The sequence below is a fragment of the Bacteroidota bacterium genome (genome assembly GCA_008933805.1).
Lineage (GTDB): Bacteria > Bacteroidota > Bacteroidia > UBA8524 > UBA8524 > SB11.
The window spans coordinates 25,678-41,836 of the sequence record WBUH01000025.1 but is presented as its reverse complement, the minus strand read 5'-3'; the positions used below and the strand labels follow the sequence as shown (position 1 = coordinate 41,836).

The following is a 16,159-nucleotide window of genomic DNA, read 5'->3' as shown; positions in this document are numbered from 1 at the left end:
ACCTTATACACTTGTCTTAACACAGTTACCAAACTGATGGCAAGCTTTGCACCCTTTTACGCCGATAGGTTGTTTAGAGACTTGAATAGCGTTAGCAAAAAAGAAACCAGCCAATCGGTACACTTAAGCGATTTCCCGGCCGTTAATACCAAAGCGATTGATAAAACCCTTGAAGCCCAAATGCAATTGGCGCAGGATATATCGTCGATGGTATTATCACTTCGCAAAAAAGTGAACATTAAGGTGCGTCAGCCGTTGCAAAAAATACTGGTACCGGTGAGCAACAATACCTTTGCCGAAAACTTGCAACACGTGAAAGACCTGATACTTTCAGAAGTGAACGTGAAGGAGTTGGAATACCTTACCGACGATACGTTGAAGCTGGTAAAAAAAGTGAAACCTAATTTTAAAACCTTAGGGGCTAAATTAGGTCAGAACATGAAAGTGCTGGCTGGCAAAGTGGCAGGACTTACCCAGGATGAAATACGTACCCTTGAAAACGAAGGCGGTATAGATTTACAACTTGGCAACGAGAATTTCCGTCTCTTGTTAGCAGATGCCGAAATAATATCGGAAGATGTGCCCGGATGGCAAGTAGCTGTTAACGGCAGTCTTACGGTGGCATTGGATGTAAATGTGAGCGACGAATTGCTGAAAGAAGGTATTGCCCGTGAATTTATCAACAGGATGCAAAACCTTAGAAAAGAGGCTGGATTTGAGGTTACAGACAAAATACACGTTGCTGTGCAGGAACATCCACAAGTGGGGCCTGCGATAATTGAGTACAAAAATTATATTTGCGCCGAAATATTGGCTCAGGATTTGCAACTTGTTCCAACTATAAACGATGGGAAGACCATTGATATTAACGAGATAGATATTTACGTTACTATAAGCAAAGTACAAACCAACAATTAAAATGGAAAATAACGAGAAAGAAAAAACACGTTACAGTGATTCTGAATTACAGGAGTTTAGAGAACTAATAAACAAAAAACTTACCATTGCCCGCGAAGAGCTGGGAGCGTTGCAGGAAGAAATTTCAAACTCAAACGACCATGGTATTGATGATACAAACAATGCCTATAAAACGTTGGAAGACGGTTCAGCTACACACTCAAAAGAAAATTTGAGCCAATTGGCAGCTCGCCAGCGCAAGTTTATTGATAACCTTGAAGCAGCTATTATTCGTATCGAAAACAAAACTTACGGTATTTGCAAAGTTACAGGTAAGCTGATTGCCAAAGAAAGGTTACGCGCTGTGCCCCATACTACAATGAGCATGGAAGCTAAAAGCGGTCAGTATAAATAAGTATTGTCAATAAATTTTAATAATGTCCGAAACTCTTAAGCGTATCAAGCCATTGTGGCTTGTGGTTACTGTCCTATTGGTTTTAATTGCCGACCAAAGCCTTAAATATTGGGTAAAAACCAATTTTGCCTTCGGCGAAGAAAAACACTTGGCAGGCAACTGGTTTATCCTACATTTTACTGAAAACAACGGAATGGCCTTCGGGATTGGTTTTGGCGGTCAGCACGGCAAACTTATCCTTACATTGTTCCGCATTGTGGCAGTAGGGGGCATTATTTATTACATTATCCATCAATACAAAAACGGCGGTCACAGGGGCTTTTTACTTTGCCTAGCCCTAATACTTGCCGGAGCAGTGGGAAACATTATCGACAGCGTTTTTTACGGTGTATTTTTTGAAGAAATTAACCGTTACCACGGTGGTTGGTTCCATGGTCAGGTGGTTGATATGTTGTACTTCCCCGTTATCGAAACTCATTACCCCGAGTGGTCTCCTTTTAACCCCGGTGAAGAGTTTATTTTTTTCCGCCCTGTGTTTAACCTTGCTGATGCATCTATCAGTGCGGGGGTAATAGCTATTTTTATATTCCAACGCCGCTATTTCAAAAAAGAAGAAACAGCTGAGATTATTCAGCCACCTTCAAACGATGAGGCGGTAGCCTAAGCATAACTTTATTGTATGGGTGTGGTGGTATCATTACACCAAATACTGAAAAGAGCCACAAAGTGGTGAAACTTTCATGCAGTATCCTATCTTCGCGCTTAAATGATTACCGCGCAAAACTTACACAAATCGTATGGCAAGCTGCACGTATTAAAAGGCGTGAACCTCGAAATTAAAAAAGGAGAGATTGTGAGCATTGTTGGTGCCTCAGGCGCAGGCAAAAGCACACTGCTTCAAATTTTGGGCACCCTTGATAATGCCGACGAAGGCAGCATGACTGTGAACGGCATACAAGTAAACAAACTGCGTGGTAAAGAGTTGGCCAAATTTCGCAACAAACACTTGGGTTTTGTATTCCAGTTTCACCATTTATTGCCTGAGTTTACGGCACTGGAGAATATTTGCATTCCGGCCTTTATTGCAGGCACCGGTAAAGCCGAAGCTGAAAAACGCGCTTTGGAATTACTTGACTTTTTAGGCTTGAAGGAACGCGCCAACCACAAACCATCTGCACTTTCGGGGGGCGAGCAGCAACGCGTAGCCGTAGCAAGAGCGTTGGTAAACAATCCCGATGTGGTAATGGCCGATGAACCTTCGGGTAACTTGGATTCAAAATCAGCAGGCGAGTTGCACCAGTTGTTTTTTGATTTGCGGGATAAATTCGGGCAAACCTTTGTAATTGTAACCCACAACGAAGCCTTAGCAGACAGAACCGACCGCAAGCTGGTAATGAGTGATGGTTTGATTGTTTAAGCCGGAGTTAGCGCACAACATTAATAGTGCCGTATACCGATGATTTCAAGCGGCTGTAGGCCTCGGATTGCAGCAAATACATATAAACACCCTCAGGCACGGGTTGCCCGTCATAAGTGCCGTCCCACGCGCAATTTTCACATTGTAGTACTACTTGCCCCCAACGGTTAAATATGGTAAGTGTATAATCTTTTACTCCAACACAAACCGGGGCAAAATAATCATTTAGGTAATCGCCGTTGTTAGGTGTAAAGCCGCTGGGAATAGTACAATTAATCTTATCAAACAGTTTAATTTGCTTGCTAAGAGTATCCTTGCAGCCTTTATCATTCTCTGCAATTAAGCTAACAATAAAAGTACCCGAATCTTTATAGGTATGTATTATATCCTCTCTGTTAATCTTAAAAAGGGTTGTTCCGTCTCCAAAGCTCCAGTTATAAGCAACGGCATTTTGACTATGATTAAACAACAATACAGGTTCCTCAACTTCTGTAATGTCCGGTTTTACGGTGAACAAAGCATTAGGTTTTTCAAATACTGTAATGCTGTTGTTTTTTTGTAAAAAGTCAGTGCAGCCCAAAGTATTACTCACCGTCAAGCGTGCTGAATACACTCCTTGTTTAATAAAAGTGCGGGCGAAGTTTCCAACACCCGTGGTTTCGGTTAACTCAACTTTCCAAATGTTTTGTATGGTATCGGTATTGGTTGAACGGTCTGCAAAAACAACATTCAAAGGAGGGCAACCTTGCGCCGGTGAGAAATCGAAATCAGCCTTAGGTGCCGGGAGAACGATAATCTGTTTTGATACTGAAACAGCAGGGCTACAATTATCAGTCACTTTGGCTGTATAGGTAGTTGTTACTTTTGGGGTATCAGTAGTTTGAGTTTGGGAAGAATTCCAAGAACTGTTATCAGCAAGCCATAATAGTGTGCGAGCAGCAATATTACCGCCCGAAACTGCAGCAGTAAGCAAAACTGTTTGGTTAGAGCAAATACTGTCTTTAGCTATGATGCTTAGAGAAAGTTTAGGGCGAACAGTAATAGTTACAGACGTGCTGTCATTGGGAGTGGTGCAACCGTCGGAAATAACAGCTTTGTACCGTGTTGTTGCTGTTGGGTATACTGATATGGTATCGGAGCCTGAAATTAGCCCGACTGCTGTGTCAAACCATTGGAATTGATATGTTGGTTGATTACCGCCTGCTGCCATAGCTTTTAGTTTAACTGTTTCGCCAAAACAAACAGTAGTATCCTTAGCTGTTATAACTGAAAGAGGTAACCGTACGGTTACTGTAATTGTAGCAGTGTCATCAGGCGTTGTGCAGTTGTCAGCCAACACAGCTTTATATGCAGTAGTTACTTTGGGAGAAACAATATTATTATAAGTTGTTGAAGTCCAAGAGCCGCTTGTTTCATACCAATGTATTTTATAACTCGTTACATTTCCACCTTTAGCAATTGCTCTTAGTTCGGCACTTTGCCCTACACAAATTGTAGTGTCAGCATTTACTGTTATGTCTAACGCAGGGCGAACCGTTACTGTTATTGCGGCACTATCATTATTAGCCGAACAACCGTCGCTTAATACAGCTTTATATGTGGTAGTAGTTTTTGGGGTAATCGTTTCCGTAAAACTGTTACTTGTCCACGGGGTATTATCTGCCGTCCACAATATTTTATAAGCAGAGGAGATACCTCCCGATGCAGTAGCATACAGTTGTGCGTTTTCTCCAAAACAAATGGCTGTATCAGCGTTCACACTAATTTTTAAAGGGGGAGTAACCGTAACAATAACTTTAGCAGTATCGCTTAACCCGTTAAATTTATTAGTGCCAATTACCATATATGTGGTAGAGGATAGGGGAGTAATAGTTTTGCTGGAACCTTTTCCCAAACCATTGTCCCAAACATATTCCATTTGCGATGTGTCGCAACTACTTACAAAGGCCTCTAAACTCAGGGTTTGCCCATGACAAATAACCGTGTCGGGAGATACACCTACATCAAAAATATTGTCAACACTAACTTTTATTTCAGCAGTGTCGCGTAATAGGGAGCGCGTATCGCTCAATATCACTGTGAAGGTAGTTGTAGTTTGCGGAGCTACCGTTATTGTATCGGTATTACCTATCATAGTAGGGCTTCCGGTCTTGTACCATTCATATTTGTAGTATTGCGAATCGCAACCGATGCCGGCTACTCTCAAAGTACTGCTTTTACCCTTACATATAACCGTGTCAGGACTTGTAACAGCGGTTAATACTGTATTTACATACAGCGTAAAATAGGAGGTGTCTATTTTATCACCGCAACTGTCTCCCACAATTGCCATGTAAGTAGTAGTTGAGTGTGGGGCAACAAAAACAGAATCTTTGGCCGATAACGTGGTACCCGAACCCACTGTTTTCCAGCGATACCAGTATTTACTTTCATTACCTCCGGTAGCAACAACACGCAGGTATTGGGCAAATCCTTTGCATACAGTACTATCACCCGTTATTTGGGTGTTAATGTATGGACGTACATTAACCATAACGTAATCCGTATCGGTAGCTCCGCAACCGCTGCTATCACTAATAATGATGCGGTATTGAGTAGATTGGGCGGGCTTTACTACAAGTTGTCTTTTAGCACTATCGGCAGGGTTTAGTAGCGCTGAAGTCGGGCTCCAATGCCATTTGCTTCCTCCCGTTGTTCCCAATCTGATGTTTTGCCCGCTACAAAGAGTCGTATCAGAACCGGCATTGGCGGTATCTTTACTATATATTAGTAATCGTAAGCTATCAAAGCGGTAATAGCTTTGTACAACAGGGTTGGTACTTATTATCCGTATTCGGTATTTGTTGGTGGTAGCTACATTAAACAGCGGTACTCTGCCGTTTACCGTTCCGCTTTCAGTACTTGTAAGCCTTCCTAACTCTATTTCAGCACCCTCAAAGTTTCCTGCACTATCACTCAATTCAGCAATAAACTGGTTACCTGTGTTAAAATATCCTCTTTTTACAAAGGGTATTTTTATTGAATCCCCCGCACAATACGGACCTGCACTAACAAAACCTCGGTTAATAGAAAAGTCGAATATTTTAGCGGTAAACAAGTCGGGCATTGGCATATTTGCGTTTGAAGCCAAGCCGTTTTTCAGCTTATTAAACACCTTAATGCTTTTATAAAAATTACCGGTAATAAGCACATCTCCTTCATTATCTACTGATACATCAGCAAGTTGGCTAGTGGCAGTGGTATCGTCGTTAATGGTAGACCAAAGAAAGTTTCCCAAAGCATCAATTTTTGAAATGAAAAACTGATAGGAAGTTCCTGTATTAGATAGAACGGTACTTCCAAAACGGGATATTCCACTCATAGTCCCTCCCAAATAAATATTATTGTTTTTTATGGTAACAGTTATTGGGAGAGCATGCATTCCGTTTGATGCTACAGTATCATTTTTCCGGGCCCACTTTGCAGTCAATGTCGAATCATAATAGATAATGCCTGTTGTAGCTGAGGGTTGAGAGTATCGCCAAGGTGAGCGCAGATATATACCGTTACCATAATTCACTGAGTCGTACACAAAGTGAGTAACTACTAAATTGCCATCACCTTTCACCGCCATGTCGCCGTGATAGAATAAAAACTTGTCGTTTATGTCGGTCTTCTTTCCATTTACAGGAATTAAAGAGGGATTAAGCTTTAGCAATACATAGCCGGAATCAGTGAGGTTTTGTTGGCCAAAATCGAAGGTGCCTGAAGAAAAGCCAAAAGCATATACTGCGTTGGTATTATCCGTACCAATGCTAACAAAATCATCATTGTTATAACCTCCTATGCTAGTGCCGGATACAAATGTGCCCGAGTTAGAGTATTTAAGTAGGGCGATATCACTACCTCCGTTTGAAACAAGTTGCACCGACGACCCACCCATAGTAAATGCATTGTTAAAACTAAATCCCAAGAGTACATTTCCGTTTGCATCTGTGGTAACACGTGTGTTTTGGTGAAGGATACCTCCAGAGGATTTGGCCCACTGAATAATGCCGTTACTGTCATATTTTGCTATAAAGGAACTATTATACCCCGAACTGATTGTCACAGTGTTGCCAAAATCAACAGTACCTGTAAATAAGCCCGTAGCGTAAATGTTTTTGTTGTTATCGGTAGCTACATCAAAAACGCAAGAGTATGCCGCTATCATTTTAGGTGTAGCAACCCATTTTAAGCTTCCTTGTGCATCATACTTTATAATGAAGAAATTACCCTGTTTTAAGGTATAGGTACTGATAGTAATTGAATCAATGGCACGACCACCTATGATGGCGTTATTAGTATTATCGGTTGTTATTGCAGTAACATATAGTCCTTTGTTGTGCGCAGCAGTTTCAACTGTAAGCCATTCACAGGTTTGTGATTTGCTGTATAAAACTGCAAACAACCCCAGTAAAAAACACGCTATACTCTTAATGTTCACGCAATGAATCTGTTAAATAATATCAAAGATATTACTTTGTGGTGGGGGTATGAAGATGTTGTTGTGTTTTTAGACAAAAGTGGGAGTAAGTATTTCTACGCATTGCTGCGTGGTATTGTAGTTATATTGTTTTGAAGTAATTTTGGGACGAATGAAGCAAAAGGTATTAATGACAGGCGGAGGGGCTCCCGGTGCAGCAGGTATTTTAAAATGCTTGCAGCAGGATAGCACAATTGAGGTGGTGGTTGCCGATGCCAGTCCTGATTCTGTGGGCAGATACCTCAATCCTGTTTTTGAACTGATACCCAAAGCCACCGACGATACTTTTATTAGTGCCATTGAAAACTTGTGCCAAAAACACAACATCAATGTGATATTGCCTTTGGTAACCCGTGAACTTTTTGCATTTAGCGAGCATAAGCAAGCATTTGCGCAAAAGGGGATTAAGGTTATCGTTTCGGCTTATGAACAATTAAGCATTGCAAATGATAAAGGCAAGCTGTACACCCAATTGCAAGCCGCAGGAATACTCACCCCGCAGTTTAGCATTGCTACTACTGTTGAAGAGTTGAAGCAAGCCGTTACTCAACTGGGCTATCCCGACAAAACAGTATGTTTTAAACCTTGCGTATCAAATGGTATGCGTGGGTTTAGGGTGATTGACGATACCAAAGACGAGTTTGATTTGCTGTTTAATTACAAGCCCACCAGTGAGTACATAAAACTGGATAAGGCTATCGAAATATTGAGCAGCCGTCCGTTCCCGCCGTTGTTGGTTAGCGAGTATCTGCCCGGCGAAGAATACACCATTGATTGTTTGGCAAACAACGGTAACTGCCTGTTGGCTATTCCGAGGTTGCGCAAAAAAATGGTGCAGGGCATTAGCGTAGCAGGTGTGATAGAGAACAACGCTGAAATAATAAACTACTGCGAGCAAATAATAGAGTGCTGCCAGCTGCACGGCCCTATTGGGGTACAAGTGAAGCGGGCCGTTGACGGCACCTTCAAAATACTTGAGATAAACCCCCGCGTACAAGGTACTACGGTGGCGTTGTTAGGAGCAGGTGTGAATTTACCTTTACTTGCTGTGAAACAAGAAACAGGTGAAACCATTAACCCCGATGCAATAGAAGTGAAATGGGGCACACAATTTACCCGCCATTGGACAGAGGTATTCCATTAAACCCTAAATTTGCTATCAGGCAAGCCACTTTCTGTTCTGAAACCCGATATACACGACATATTAAAGCAATACTGGGGGTATGATACTTTTAGACCCCAACAGGAAGAAATCATCCGTTCAGTACTTGCAAGCAATGATACATTGGCACTGCTGCCTACGGGCGGCGGTAAATCCGTTTGTTTTCAGGTTCCGGGTTTAGCTTTAGACGGGCTAACCATTATCGTTTCACCATTGGTGGCACTGATGAAGGACCAAGTAGAAAACCTCCTTCAACGCGATATACCAGCCACAGCTATACATTCAGGAATGTCGTTTCGGGAGATGGACATTGAACTGGATAACTGCATTTTTGGCAAATACCGATTTCTATACGTATCGCCCGAAAGGTTACAAACTGATTTATTTATAGCCCGTGCCATACAAATGCCCGTGAAACTGATAGCGGTGGATGAGGCGCATTGTATTTCGCAATGGGGGTATGATTTCAGACCCGAATATTTAAAAATAGGGGAGTTGCGGGCACACTTTCCCCATGTGCCGGTTATCGCCGTTACAGCCACTGCCACCCCCGATGTGGTAGACGATATACAACTGCAACTAAAGTTTGCTGCGCCCAATGTATTTCAATCAGGGTTTGGGCGAGATAACCTGCATTATTTAGTATTGGATGAAGAAAACAAAATGCAGCGGTTGCTGTCCATCATCCAAAAAACAGCGGGCAGTGGCATTGTGTATGTGCGCAGCCGCTACCAAACCCAGCAGATTGCCAAGTTCATCACCCAAAATAAAATAAGTGCAACATATTACCACGCGGGTTTAAGCCATGCTGACCGTGATAAACGCCAAGCCGAGTGGACCAACAATACTACACGGGTAATTGTGGCTACCAATGCTTTTGGGATGGGAATTGACAAACCCGATGTGCGTTTTGTGGTACACATGGATGTACCCGATACCTTAGAGAATTACTTTCAGGAGGCCGGCCGTGCAGGCCGTGACGGACAGAAGGCTTATTGCGCCCTGTTATACAGTCCTGCGGATGGAGTAGAGGCCGTTGAGAAATACGAGCAACAACGGGTAAGTGCCGAAGACGCTAAAAAGGTACTAAAGCTGATGCACAACTACCTGAATATTGCCGACGGTAGTGGTGATGGCGTAAGCCATGATTTCGATTTACAGGCATTTGCTACTAAATACAATACACAGGCCACCCACGTTTACAATACCATAAAAGTACTTGAACAGCAAGGGATAGTGTCGTTTACCGAGAATATATATGTACCGCCCAAGATTAAATTTTTGGTAGATAATTACACCTTGTACGAGTACCAGATTAAATACCCTGTGATGACGGAGTTTGTAAAAGTGATTCTTCGCTCATACGGAGGTGCTTTTGAGAATTACGTACCCATAAACGAGTCTGAATTAGCCCGACGGGTGAACTTAAAGCGCGACGAAGTGGTGAAAGGGTTGGCGCGTTTACAGCAAAACGGGATTATAGATTATCGGCCGCAGAAAGAGTTGCCTCAACTGGTGCTAAACTATCCGAGGGGCGGGGAGTTGATTGACGGGAAATCTATTGAACAACGGGCAACGCTTCTAAAACAAAAGTTACAAGCGGTAATAAACTATTGCGCCCAAACCCAAAAATGCAGACAACGTAAGTTGCTGGAATATTTTGGAGAGCATACCTCTGCTGATTGCGGCAAGTGCGATGTGTGCATTGAAACCCGCAAAAAAATAACCAGCAGTAACGAATTTGAAGAATATCGCACTATTATTGAAAACGTATTAACACAAGGGCCTGTGCAGTTAACAGCGTTTGCTTCGGCAACCGGAATACAACACCAAACACAGTTAACGGATGCCTTGCGGAAAATGGCCGAAAGCGGCCTATTGACGATTAAAGACGGATGGGTACACCTGAACGGAAAATAATTTTTACGGTTATTAACGACCTAACCTACGACCAGCGTATGTACCGCATTTGCAGTGCATTGGCAGCCGCAGGGTATAAGGTGCAATTAATAGGCCGTAAGTTACCTGATTCACTTCCCGTTAAGCCGCAACCCTATGAGCAAACCCGCTTGTGGTGTTATTTTACCAAAGGGAAACTCTTTTACATCGAATATAACCTCCGCCTACTGTTTTATCTATTGTTTAAGCGGTTCGACATAGTAAGCGCGGTGGATTTAGATACCCTTGTACCGTGTTTCATCAATGCCAAACTAAAAGGCAAACCGATTGTGTACGATGCCCACGAGTATTTTACCGAAGTGCCCGAGGTGATTACCCGCCAAGCTACTAAAAAGGTTTGGGAGTGGGTGGCAAATACGTTTATTCCCAAGCTAAAATACTGCTATACCGTGGGTCCTATGTTGGCCGAAGAGTTTGAGAAAAAGTACAAAGTGAAGTTCGAGGTGATAATGAATGCTCCGCTCACCAAAGAGTTTTCAAACATTGAAAGACTTGAGAATGTATTGTTGTACCAAGGTGCGCTTAATAAAGCCAGAGGTATAGAACACTACATTGATATGATGGAGTTGTTGCCCGGGTTTGAACTGTGGTTAGTAGGAGAGGGGGATTTGAGTCAAGAGCTGAGACAGAGGGCAAAAGATAAGAACGTGGAAAACAGGGTGAGGTTTTTTGGCCGTGTTGAGCCTGAAAACTTGCATCAAATTACTGCAAAAGCATATATTGGCCTCAATATTTCAGAGAATGCAGGTTTAAGTTACTTTTATTCGCTGAATAATAAATTTTTTGACCATATACACGCACAACTACCCACTGTGGCCAATAAATTTCCTGAGTATATACGGATGAATGAGGTTTATAATATAATGGTTTTTGCCGATGCTAACCCACAATCTGTGGCAGAGCAAGTAGAACTATTGAGTAAAAATAATAGTCTTCATAATACGTTAATACAAAACTGTATACACGCCAAAACAGAATTGTGCTGGGAAATTGAACAACAAAAGTTGGTAGCTTTTTATAATAATGTTGGGGAAAGAGATTAATGTAATAGCGTTTGATGTTCCAAGCCCGCCAAACTACGGCGGTGTTGTGGACATATACTACAAACTGGAGGCTATGCACGCGGCAGGTATTCAGATACACCTGCACTGCTACCAATATGGTCGCAGTATGGCGGCTGACTTAAAGAAAATTTGCAAAACAGTTACCTACTACCCAAGACGTACTTTCCGTAACCCGTTTTATGGGAAACTACCCTATATAGTTGCCACCCGTAACTCAACGGCGATGATTGAGAACCTAAACAAAAACGATTTCCCGATTTTGTTTGAGGGCTTACACTGTTGCTATTACCTTACCCACGAAAGCCTTGCCCAAAGGTTAAAAATTGTGCGCACCCATAATATTGAGCATGATTATTACAAAAACCTTGAATTGGTAGAGGATAATTTTTTCAAGAAATACTTTTTCAGGTTAGAAAGCGAGCGTCTCAAGAAGTTTGAAGCATCACTGAAACACGCCGATGTTATTGCGGCCATTTCGCCCAACGACCACAAATACTTTTCAAAACACTTTAAGCGGGTGATGTATTTGCCGGCTTTCCACCCCAACCGTGATGTTGTATCAAAAACCGGTAAGGGAAACTATTTGCTGTATCACGGTAATTTGGGGGTTGGTGAAAACGAAGAGGCAGCAATGTTCCTGATAAAGAACGTGTTTTCAGGGCTTGAGTATCCTGTTATTATTGCCGGAAATAACCCTTCCTTAGAGTTAAAAAAAGAGATATTAAATCACCCCAATATCACATTAAACGATAAAGCAAGTTCTTCGCAAATACTATCGCTGATAAAAAATGCGCAGGTAAATGTGTTGCCTACTTTTCAAAGCACAGGTATAAAGTTAAAACTGATTAACAGTTTATTTGTAGGCAGGCATTGTGTGGTAAACGACAAAATGGTTAAAAATACAGGCCTCGAAGAATTGTGCCATGTAGCAAATAAACCTGCTGATTTTATAAAACTGATAAAGAAGCTTTGGGATAAAGAATTCACCAAAAGTGATATTGAAGCCCGTAATGAGTTGTTACAGCAAGGGTTTTCAAATACTCAAAATGTAAAAATACTGGAAAACGTGCTCGAAGAAGTAAGCACGATTAGCTAATCGTTGAGGCAAACACTTTACCTCCTTCACAGCGATACACCTTACCGTAAAATTTATTAATCAGTCTGTAATCGTGTGTAGCCATAATAACAGCAGTGCCCTCAGCATTAATTTGCTTTAATACCGCCATAATATCATCCGCCACTTCAGGGTCAAGATTTCCCGTAGGCTCATCGGCAATAATCAACTCTGGGTTATTTAATAACGCACGCGCAATAACTACCCGTTGTTGCTCACCACCACTAAGTTCGTGAGGCATTTTATGCTCTTTTGTTGCCAAACCTACTTGTTTCAATACTTCGGCAACACGGTTTTTACGTCTGTCAATTTCATTCCACCCCGTAGAGCGTAGCACAAAATCAAGGTTATCAAACACAGTACGGTCATATAACAATTGGAAATCTTGAAAAACAATACCCAATTTGCGTCGTAGCTGTGAAACTTTTTTGCGCGAGATATTATCAAGGTCAATCCCTGCAACAGTAATGCTACCCTCCTTTAAAGGTAAGTCTGCATACAATGTTTTTAATAAACTCGATTTACCACTGCCGGTTTTTCCTATAAGGTATACAAACTCTCCGGCATCAACTTCAAGGTTCAACTCATGTAAAACCAAGCTGTTATTATGCTGGAAAATATTTGCGTTACTAATACTAACTACCTTTGTGGCTTCCATACAGTGCAATAATACTGATTTTCGAAAAGAAAATAACTGTATTTAAAAACAGAATAGGGCTCTGATGGCCTGCTGGCGTTAAAATCTTAATAAATACTTTACACGTTTCTTTAAAAAATTTGGGTCGATTAAAGATAAAATATATACATTTGCAGAGATTAGAACTTGTGCAACGTTACAAACGTTAATAAAACCTATGAAATTATTCAGCATTAAGAAGGTAAATTTACCGGTAGCAGTAGTAGCAGTTATATCTGTTGCGGCTTGTACGAACATTAAGAAGGCAGCGAAAGACTACCAAGAAAATGTTAAAACAGAGGCTACCCCTAAAGTATTGGAATTGCACGGCGACTCAGTAGCATACGAAGTGTCTGTTACTGTTCCAGCTAAGAAATTTCACAAAAAGGCATCTGTGAAGATTGAGCCTATTTTGCAATACAGTAACGATACAGTTTCACGTCCTCCTGTTACAATTAAAGGAGAAGAAGCTCCCGGAAAAGGAAAACTAGTAATTGACTCTAAAACCGGTGGTACTGTTAAGTTTGAAGATAAGTTTGCTTATAACGACAAAATGAGCAAATCTAAACTGGTTGCAGCTGAAACCTTCATGATTGCAGGTGATGAAAAAGAACTTGACCAATGTATCATAATTGAAGATCAAAGACTGTTGGCTGACGGTATCATCACTACTTCACGTATGTTGAAGGCTGATGAAGACGTTTTGTTGTCAGTTGATGAATATGTACCGGTTGATAAAACTCAAAGCATTACCGTTTATTACCTAATAAACAATGCTACTTTCAATCCTAAGTTTAAAGATAAAAACTCAGGCGTTGATAACGATGTACAAATAGCATCTCTTAGCACTTTGCTAAAAGATCCAACGTTTGAAATCACAGGTCTTAACTTTAACTCTTTCGCTTCTCCTGATGGCGAAATGGATCGTAACGAAGAGCTTTCTAGCGATCGTTCAGAAGCTACTGTTACTTGGTTCAAACAATACCTTAAAAAACTAGGTCGCTATGAAATGTTTGACAGCAACTTTAAAGCTGCTAACCACTTCAAAGAAGACTGGAAAGGCTGGAAATCATTAGTGCAAGCTTCAGACTTGTCTGATAAAGATGCAATCTTGGCTATTATGAATAACAATAGCCTTACTGATGATGATAAAGAAGCTCAGATAAAAAGCAAGCACGCTGCTTCATACGAAAAAATGAAAAACGTGTTGCTTCCAAAACTTCGCCGTACTGAAATTACCTTTACTGCTAAAGGTGGTTTGAAAACCGACGAAGATCTTAAAGCACAAGCTAACTCACTGGATAACCTTAACCAAGATGAAGTAATGCAGTTGGGTAAAATTGTTAACAATGTTAACGACCGCAAACGCATCTACGGTTACTATGTAAGCAAATACAGCAACGACTGGAGAGGTTACAACAACCTAGCGGTTGCTAACTTGCAAGCCGGTGAAGTTGAAGACGGTATGAAAAACCTTAAGAAAGCTGATGAGCTTTCTGCAAACAATGCTTATGTATTAAACAACATGGGTGTTGCTTACAAAATGCAAAAACAATACACCGAGTCAGAAGAGAAATACCGCGCTGCTAAGTCTAAAATGGACCGCAACGTAAACCCTGACTACAACCTAGGTGTTCTTTATACTCGTATGGGTAAATATACCAACGCATCTGAAAGCTTCAAAAACACTACTTGCCGTTACAACGTAGCTCTTGCTTACTTGTTGAAAGGTGATTATGACAATGCTGAGAAAACTTTCAACTGTATCCCTGCTGAGAAAAAAGACGCTGATACTTATTACCTAATGGCTGTTACTTCAGCTCGTAAAGGTAAATTAGACGGTGTTGCTACCAACCTTGCCCGCGCTATCCAAATGGACGGCAAATTGAAATCAAAAGCTAAAGATGATTTAGAGTTCCGTGATTTCAAAGGCAAATCAGAATTTGACAACCTGTTGCGATAACCTGCTTTAGTAGCGGAAAAATATAAAGCCCCTTTTTAGGGGCTTTTTTTATGGGGTAAAGTGAACACTAAAAATCACTGTGTAGTCAATAACTCTGTAGCTAATGAAGCCTTAGCATTCCTCGTTTGATAGAAACTATTGATCGTTGATTTCTATAATCAAGCATTAGCCTTTAGCATCTTTGCGTTAAGGCAATAGAGTTATCAGCTTCGTAAGACTATAGAAGCACAACTGTAAGCCTAATGAAAAGCTTCTGTTAACGTATCACCCAATCGATAGGCTCTTTGCCTTGTTGTTGAAGGTATTGATTAGTTTTAGAGAAGTGCTTGCAACCGAAAAATCCATTGTATGCAGAGAATGGTGATGGGTGCGCGGCTTTCAGTATCAGATGCTTGCTTCCATCAATAAGACTTTCTTTGTTTTGGGCAAATCGTCCCCAAAGTATAAATACCAAACCACTGTGGTTGTTAGATACCGTTTTTATTATTTTATCGGTAAAGGTTTCCCAACCCTTGCCTTGATGTGAACCTGCTGTGTTTGCCCGCACGGTTAATGTAGCGTTTAAAAGCAATACACCTTGCTTGGCCCAGCTTTCAAGGTTGCCTTTAGTGGCAGACATTGGCTCACCAATATCACTTGCAATCTCTTTAAATATATTAACCAACGAAGGGGGCTGACGTATTCCGTCTTGCACTGAAAAGCACAAACCATGTGCTTGCCCAGCACCGTGATAAGGGTCTTGGCCTATTAATACAACTTTTACTTTATCAAAAGGGGTAAGGTTTAGCGCATTAAATATTAATCCGCCCGGAGGATAGATGGCATACTTTGCTTTTTCATCAAGCAAAAATGCCCTTAATGCCTTAAAGTAAGGAGCTTCAAACTCAGGTTGTAAGTATTGCAGCCAGCTTTCGTCAAGCTGAATTGTTTTCTCAGCAGAAGTCATGTAAAAGTTTTATCAAATATAAAACCTGCACATGAAAAAATG

12 protein-coding genes are annotated in these 16,159 nt (G+C 41.3%); 9 read left to right on the top strand and 3 right to left on the bottom strand.

The genetic code is table 11. The annotated features are described in order from the left end of the window. From F9K23_18020 to F9K23_18005, 4 genes are all read left to right on the top strand, one after another. Window positions 1-918, top strand: a 918-nt coding sequence (locus tag F9K23_18020) for a class I tRNA ligase family protein (GenBank protein KAB2913124.1), incomplete at its 5' end; no start/stop codon positions are given. 1 nt (window position 919) lies between these two features. Continuing rightward, window positions 920-1,312 (top strand): TraR/DksA family transcriptional regulator, encoded by a 393-nt coding sequence (locus F9K23_18015; GenBank protein KAB2913123.1) that lies wholly within the window; start codon window positions 920-922, stop codon window positions 1,310-1,312. A 22-nt stretch (window positions 1,313-1,334) separates the two neighbouring features. Further along, entirely contained in the window at window positions 1,335-1,976 is a 642-nt protein-coding gene (locus F9K23_18010; GenBank protein ID KAB2913122.1) for a lipoprotein signal peptidase, read from the top strand. A 102-nt stretch (window positions 1,977-2,078) separates the two neighbouring features. After that, window positions 2,079-2,729, top strand: a complete 651-nt coding sequence (locus tag F9K23_18005) for an ABC transporter ATP-binding protein (GenBank protein KAB2913121.1) — start codon at window positions 2,079-2,081, stop codon at window positions 2,727-2,729. A 7-nt stretch (window positions 2,730-2,736) separates the two neighbouring features. On the opposite strand, the gene F9K23_18000 is transcribed toward F9K23_18005, so the two are convergent. Continuing rightward, complete coding sequence (locus F9K23_18000) at window positions 2,737-7,194, bottom strand: PKD domain-containing protein (protein ID KAB2913120.1); 4,458 nt, start codon at window positions 7,192-7,194, stop codon at window positions 2,737-2,739. Between the two features lie 151 nt (window positions 7,195-7,345). Between F9K23_18000 and F9K23_17995 the strand changes: the two genes are divergently transcribed. Genes F9K23_17995 through F9K23_17980 form a run of 4 tightly spaced genes read left to right on the top strand, consistent with a single transcriptional unit; the run spans window position 7,346 to window position 12,514 of the window. Next, window positions 7,346-8,377 (top strand): ATP-grasp domain-containing protein, encoded by a 1,032-nt coding sequence (locus F9K23_17995; GenBank protein ID KAB2913119.1) that lies wholly within the window; start codon window positions 7,346-7,348, stop codon window positions 8,375-8,377. A gap of 9 nt (window positions 8,378-8,386) precedes the next feature. Further along, window positions 8,387-10,315 carry a RecQ family ATP-dependent DNA helicase gene (locus tag F9K23_17990; protein KAB2913118.1) on the top strand — a complete coding sequence of 643 codons (1,929 nt, stop codon included), beginning with the start codon at window positions 8,387-8,389 and terminating at the stop codon, window positions 10,313-10,315. Further along, window positions 10,291-11,397, top strand: a complete 1,107-nt coding sequence (locus tag F9K23_17985; GenBank protein KAB2913117.1) for a glycosyltransferase family 4 protein — start codon at window positions 10,291-10,293, stop codon at window positions 11,395-11,397. The genes F9K23_17990 and F9K23_17985 overlap by 25 nt, the downstream gene beginning before the upstream one ends. Then, window positions 11,378-12,514, top strand: coding sequence for a glycosyltransferase (locus F9K23_17980; protein ID KAB2913116.1), 1,137 nt, complete (start codon window positions 11,378-11,380; stop codon window positions 12,512-12,514). Before F9K23_17985 ends, F9K23_17980 begins: the two co-directional genes overlap by 20 nt. Here the strand turns inward: F9K23_17980 and F9K23_17975 are convergent. Continuing rightward, window positions 12,507-13,190: an ATP-binding cassette domain-containing protein gene (locus F9K23_17975; GenBank protein ID KAB2913115.1), complete on the bottom strand. Its 684-nt coding sequence runs from the start codon at window positions 13,188-13,190 to the stop codon at window positions 12,507-12,509. The genes F9K23_17980 and F9K23_17975 overlap by 8 nt on opposite strands. A gap of 196 nt (window positions 13,191-13,386) precedes the next feature. Between F9K23_17975 and F9K23_17970 the strand changes: the two genes are divergently transcribed. Then, on the top strand, window positions 13,387-15,171 hold the full coding sequence (locus F9K23_17970; GenBank protein KAB2913114.1) for a hypothetical protein: 1,785 nt from the start codon (window positions 13,387-13,389) through the stop codon (window positions 15,169-15,171). Window positions 15,172-15,427: 256 nt separating this feature from the next. Here F9K23_17970 and F9K23_17965 read toward each other — a convergent pair whose 3' ends face one another. Further along, window positions 15,428-16,117, bottom strand: coding sequence for a uracil-DNA glycosylase (locus tag F9K23_17965; protein KAB2913113.1), 690 nt, complete (start codon window positions 16,115-16,117; stop codon window positions 15,428-15,430). Between the last annotated feature and the right edge of the window lie 42 nt (window positions 16,118-16,159).

Excerpts from the sequence above, each read along its gene's own strand:
- F9K23_18015 (KAB2913123.1), top strand. The coding sequence starts at position 920 with ATGGAAAATAACGAGAAAGAAAAAACACGTTACAGTGATTCTGAATTA.
- F9K23_18010 (KAB2913122.1), top strand. The coding sequence starts at position 1,335 with ATGTCCGAAACTCTTAAGCGTATCAAGCCATTGTGGCTTGTGGTTACT.
- F9K23_18005 (KAB2913121.1), top strand. The coding sequence starts at position 2,079 with ATGATTACCGCGCAAAACTTACACAAATCGTATGGCAAGCTGCACGTA.
- F9K23_17995 (KAB2913119.1), top strand. The coding sequence starts at position 7,346 with ATGAAGCAAAAGGTATTAATGACAGGCGGAGGGGCTCCCGGTGCAGCA.
- F9K23_17985 (KAB2913117.1), top strand. The coding sequence starts at position 10,291 with ATGGGTACACCTGAACGGAAAATAATTTTTACGGTTATTAACGACCTA.
- F9K23_17980 (KAB2913116.1), top strand. The coding sequence starts at position 11,378 with ATGTTGGGGAAAGAGATTAATGTAATAGCGTTTGATGTTCCAAGCCCG.
- F9K23_17975 (KAB2913115.1), bottom strand. The coding sequence starts at position 13,190 with ATGGAAGCCACAAAGGTAGTTAGTATTAGTAACGCAAATATTTTCCAG.
- F9K23_17970 (KAB2913114.1), top strand. The coding sequence starts at position 13,387 with ATGAAATTATTCAGCATTAAGAAGGTAAATTTACCGGTAGCAGTAGTA.
- F9K23_17965 (KAB2913113.1), bottom strand. The coding sequence starts at position 16,117 with ATGACTTCTGCTGAGAAAACAATTCAGCTTGACGAAAGCTGGCTGCAA.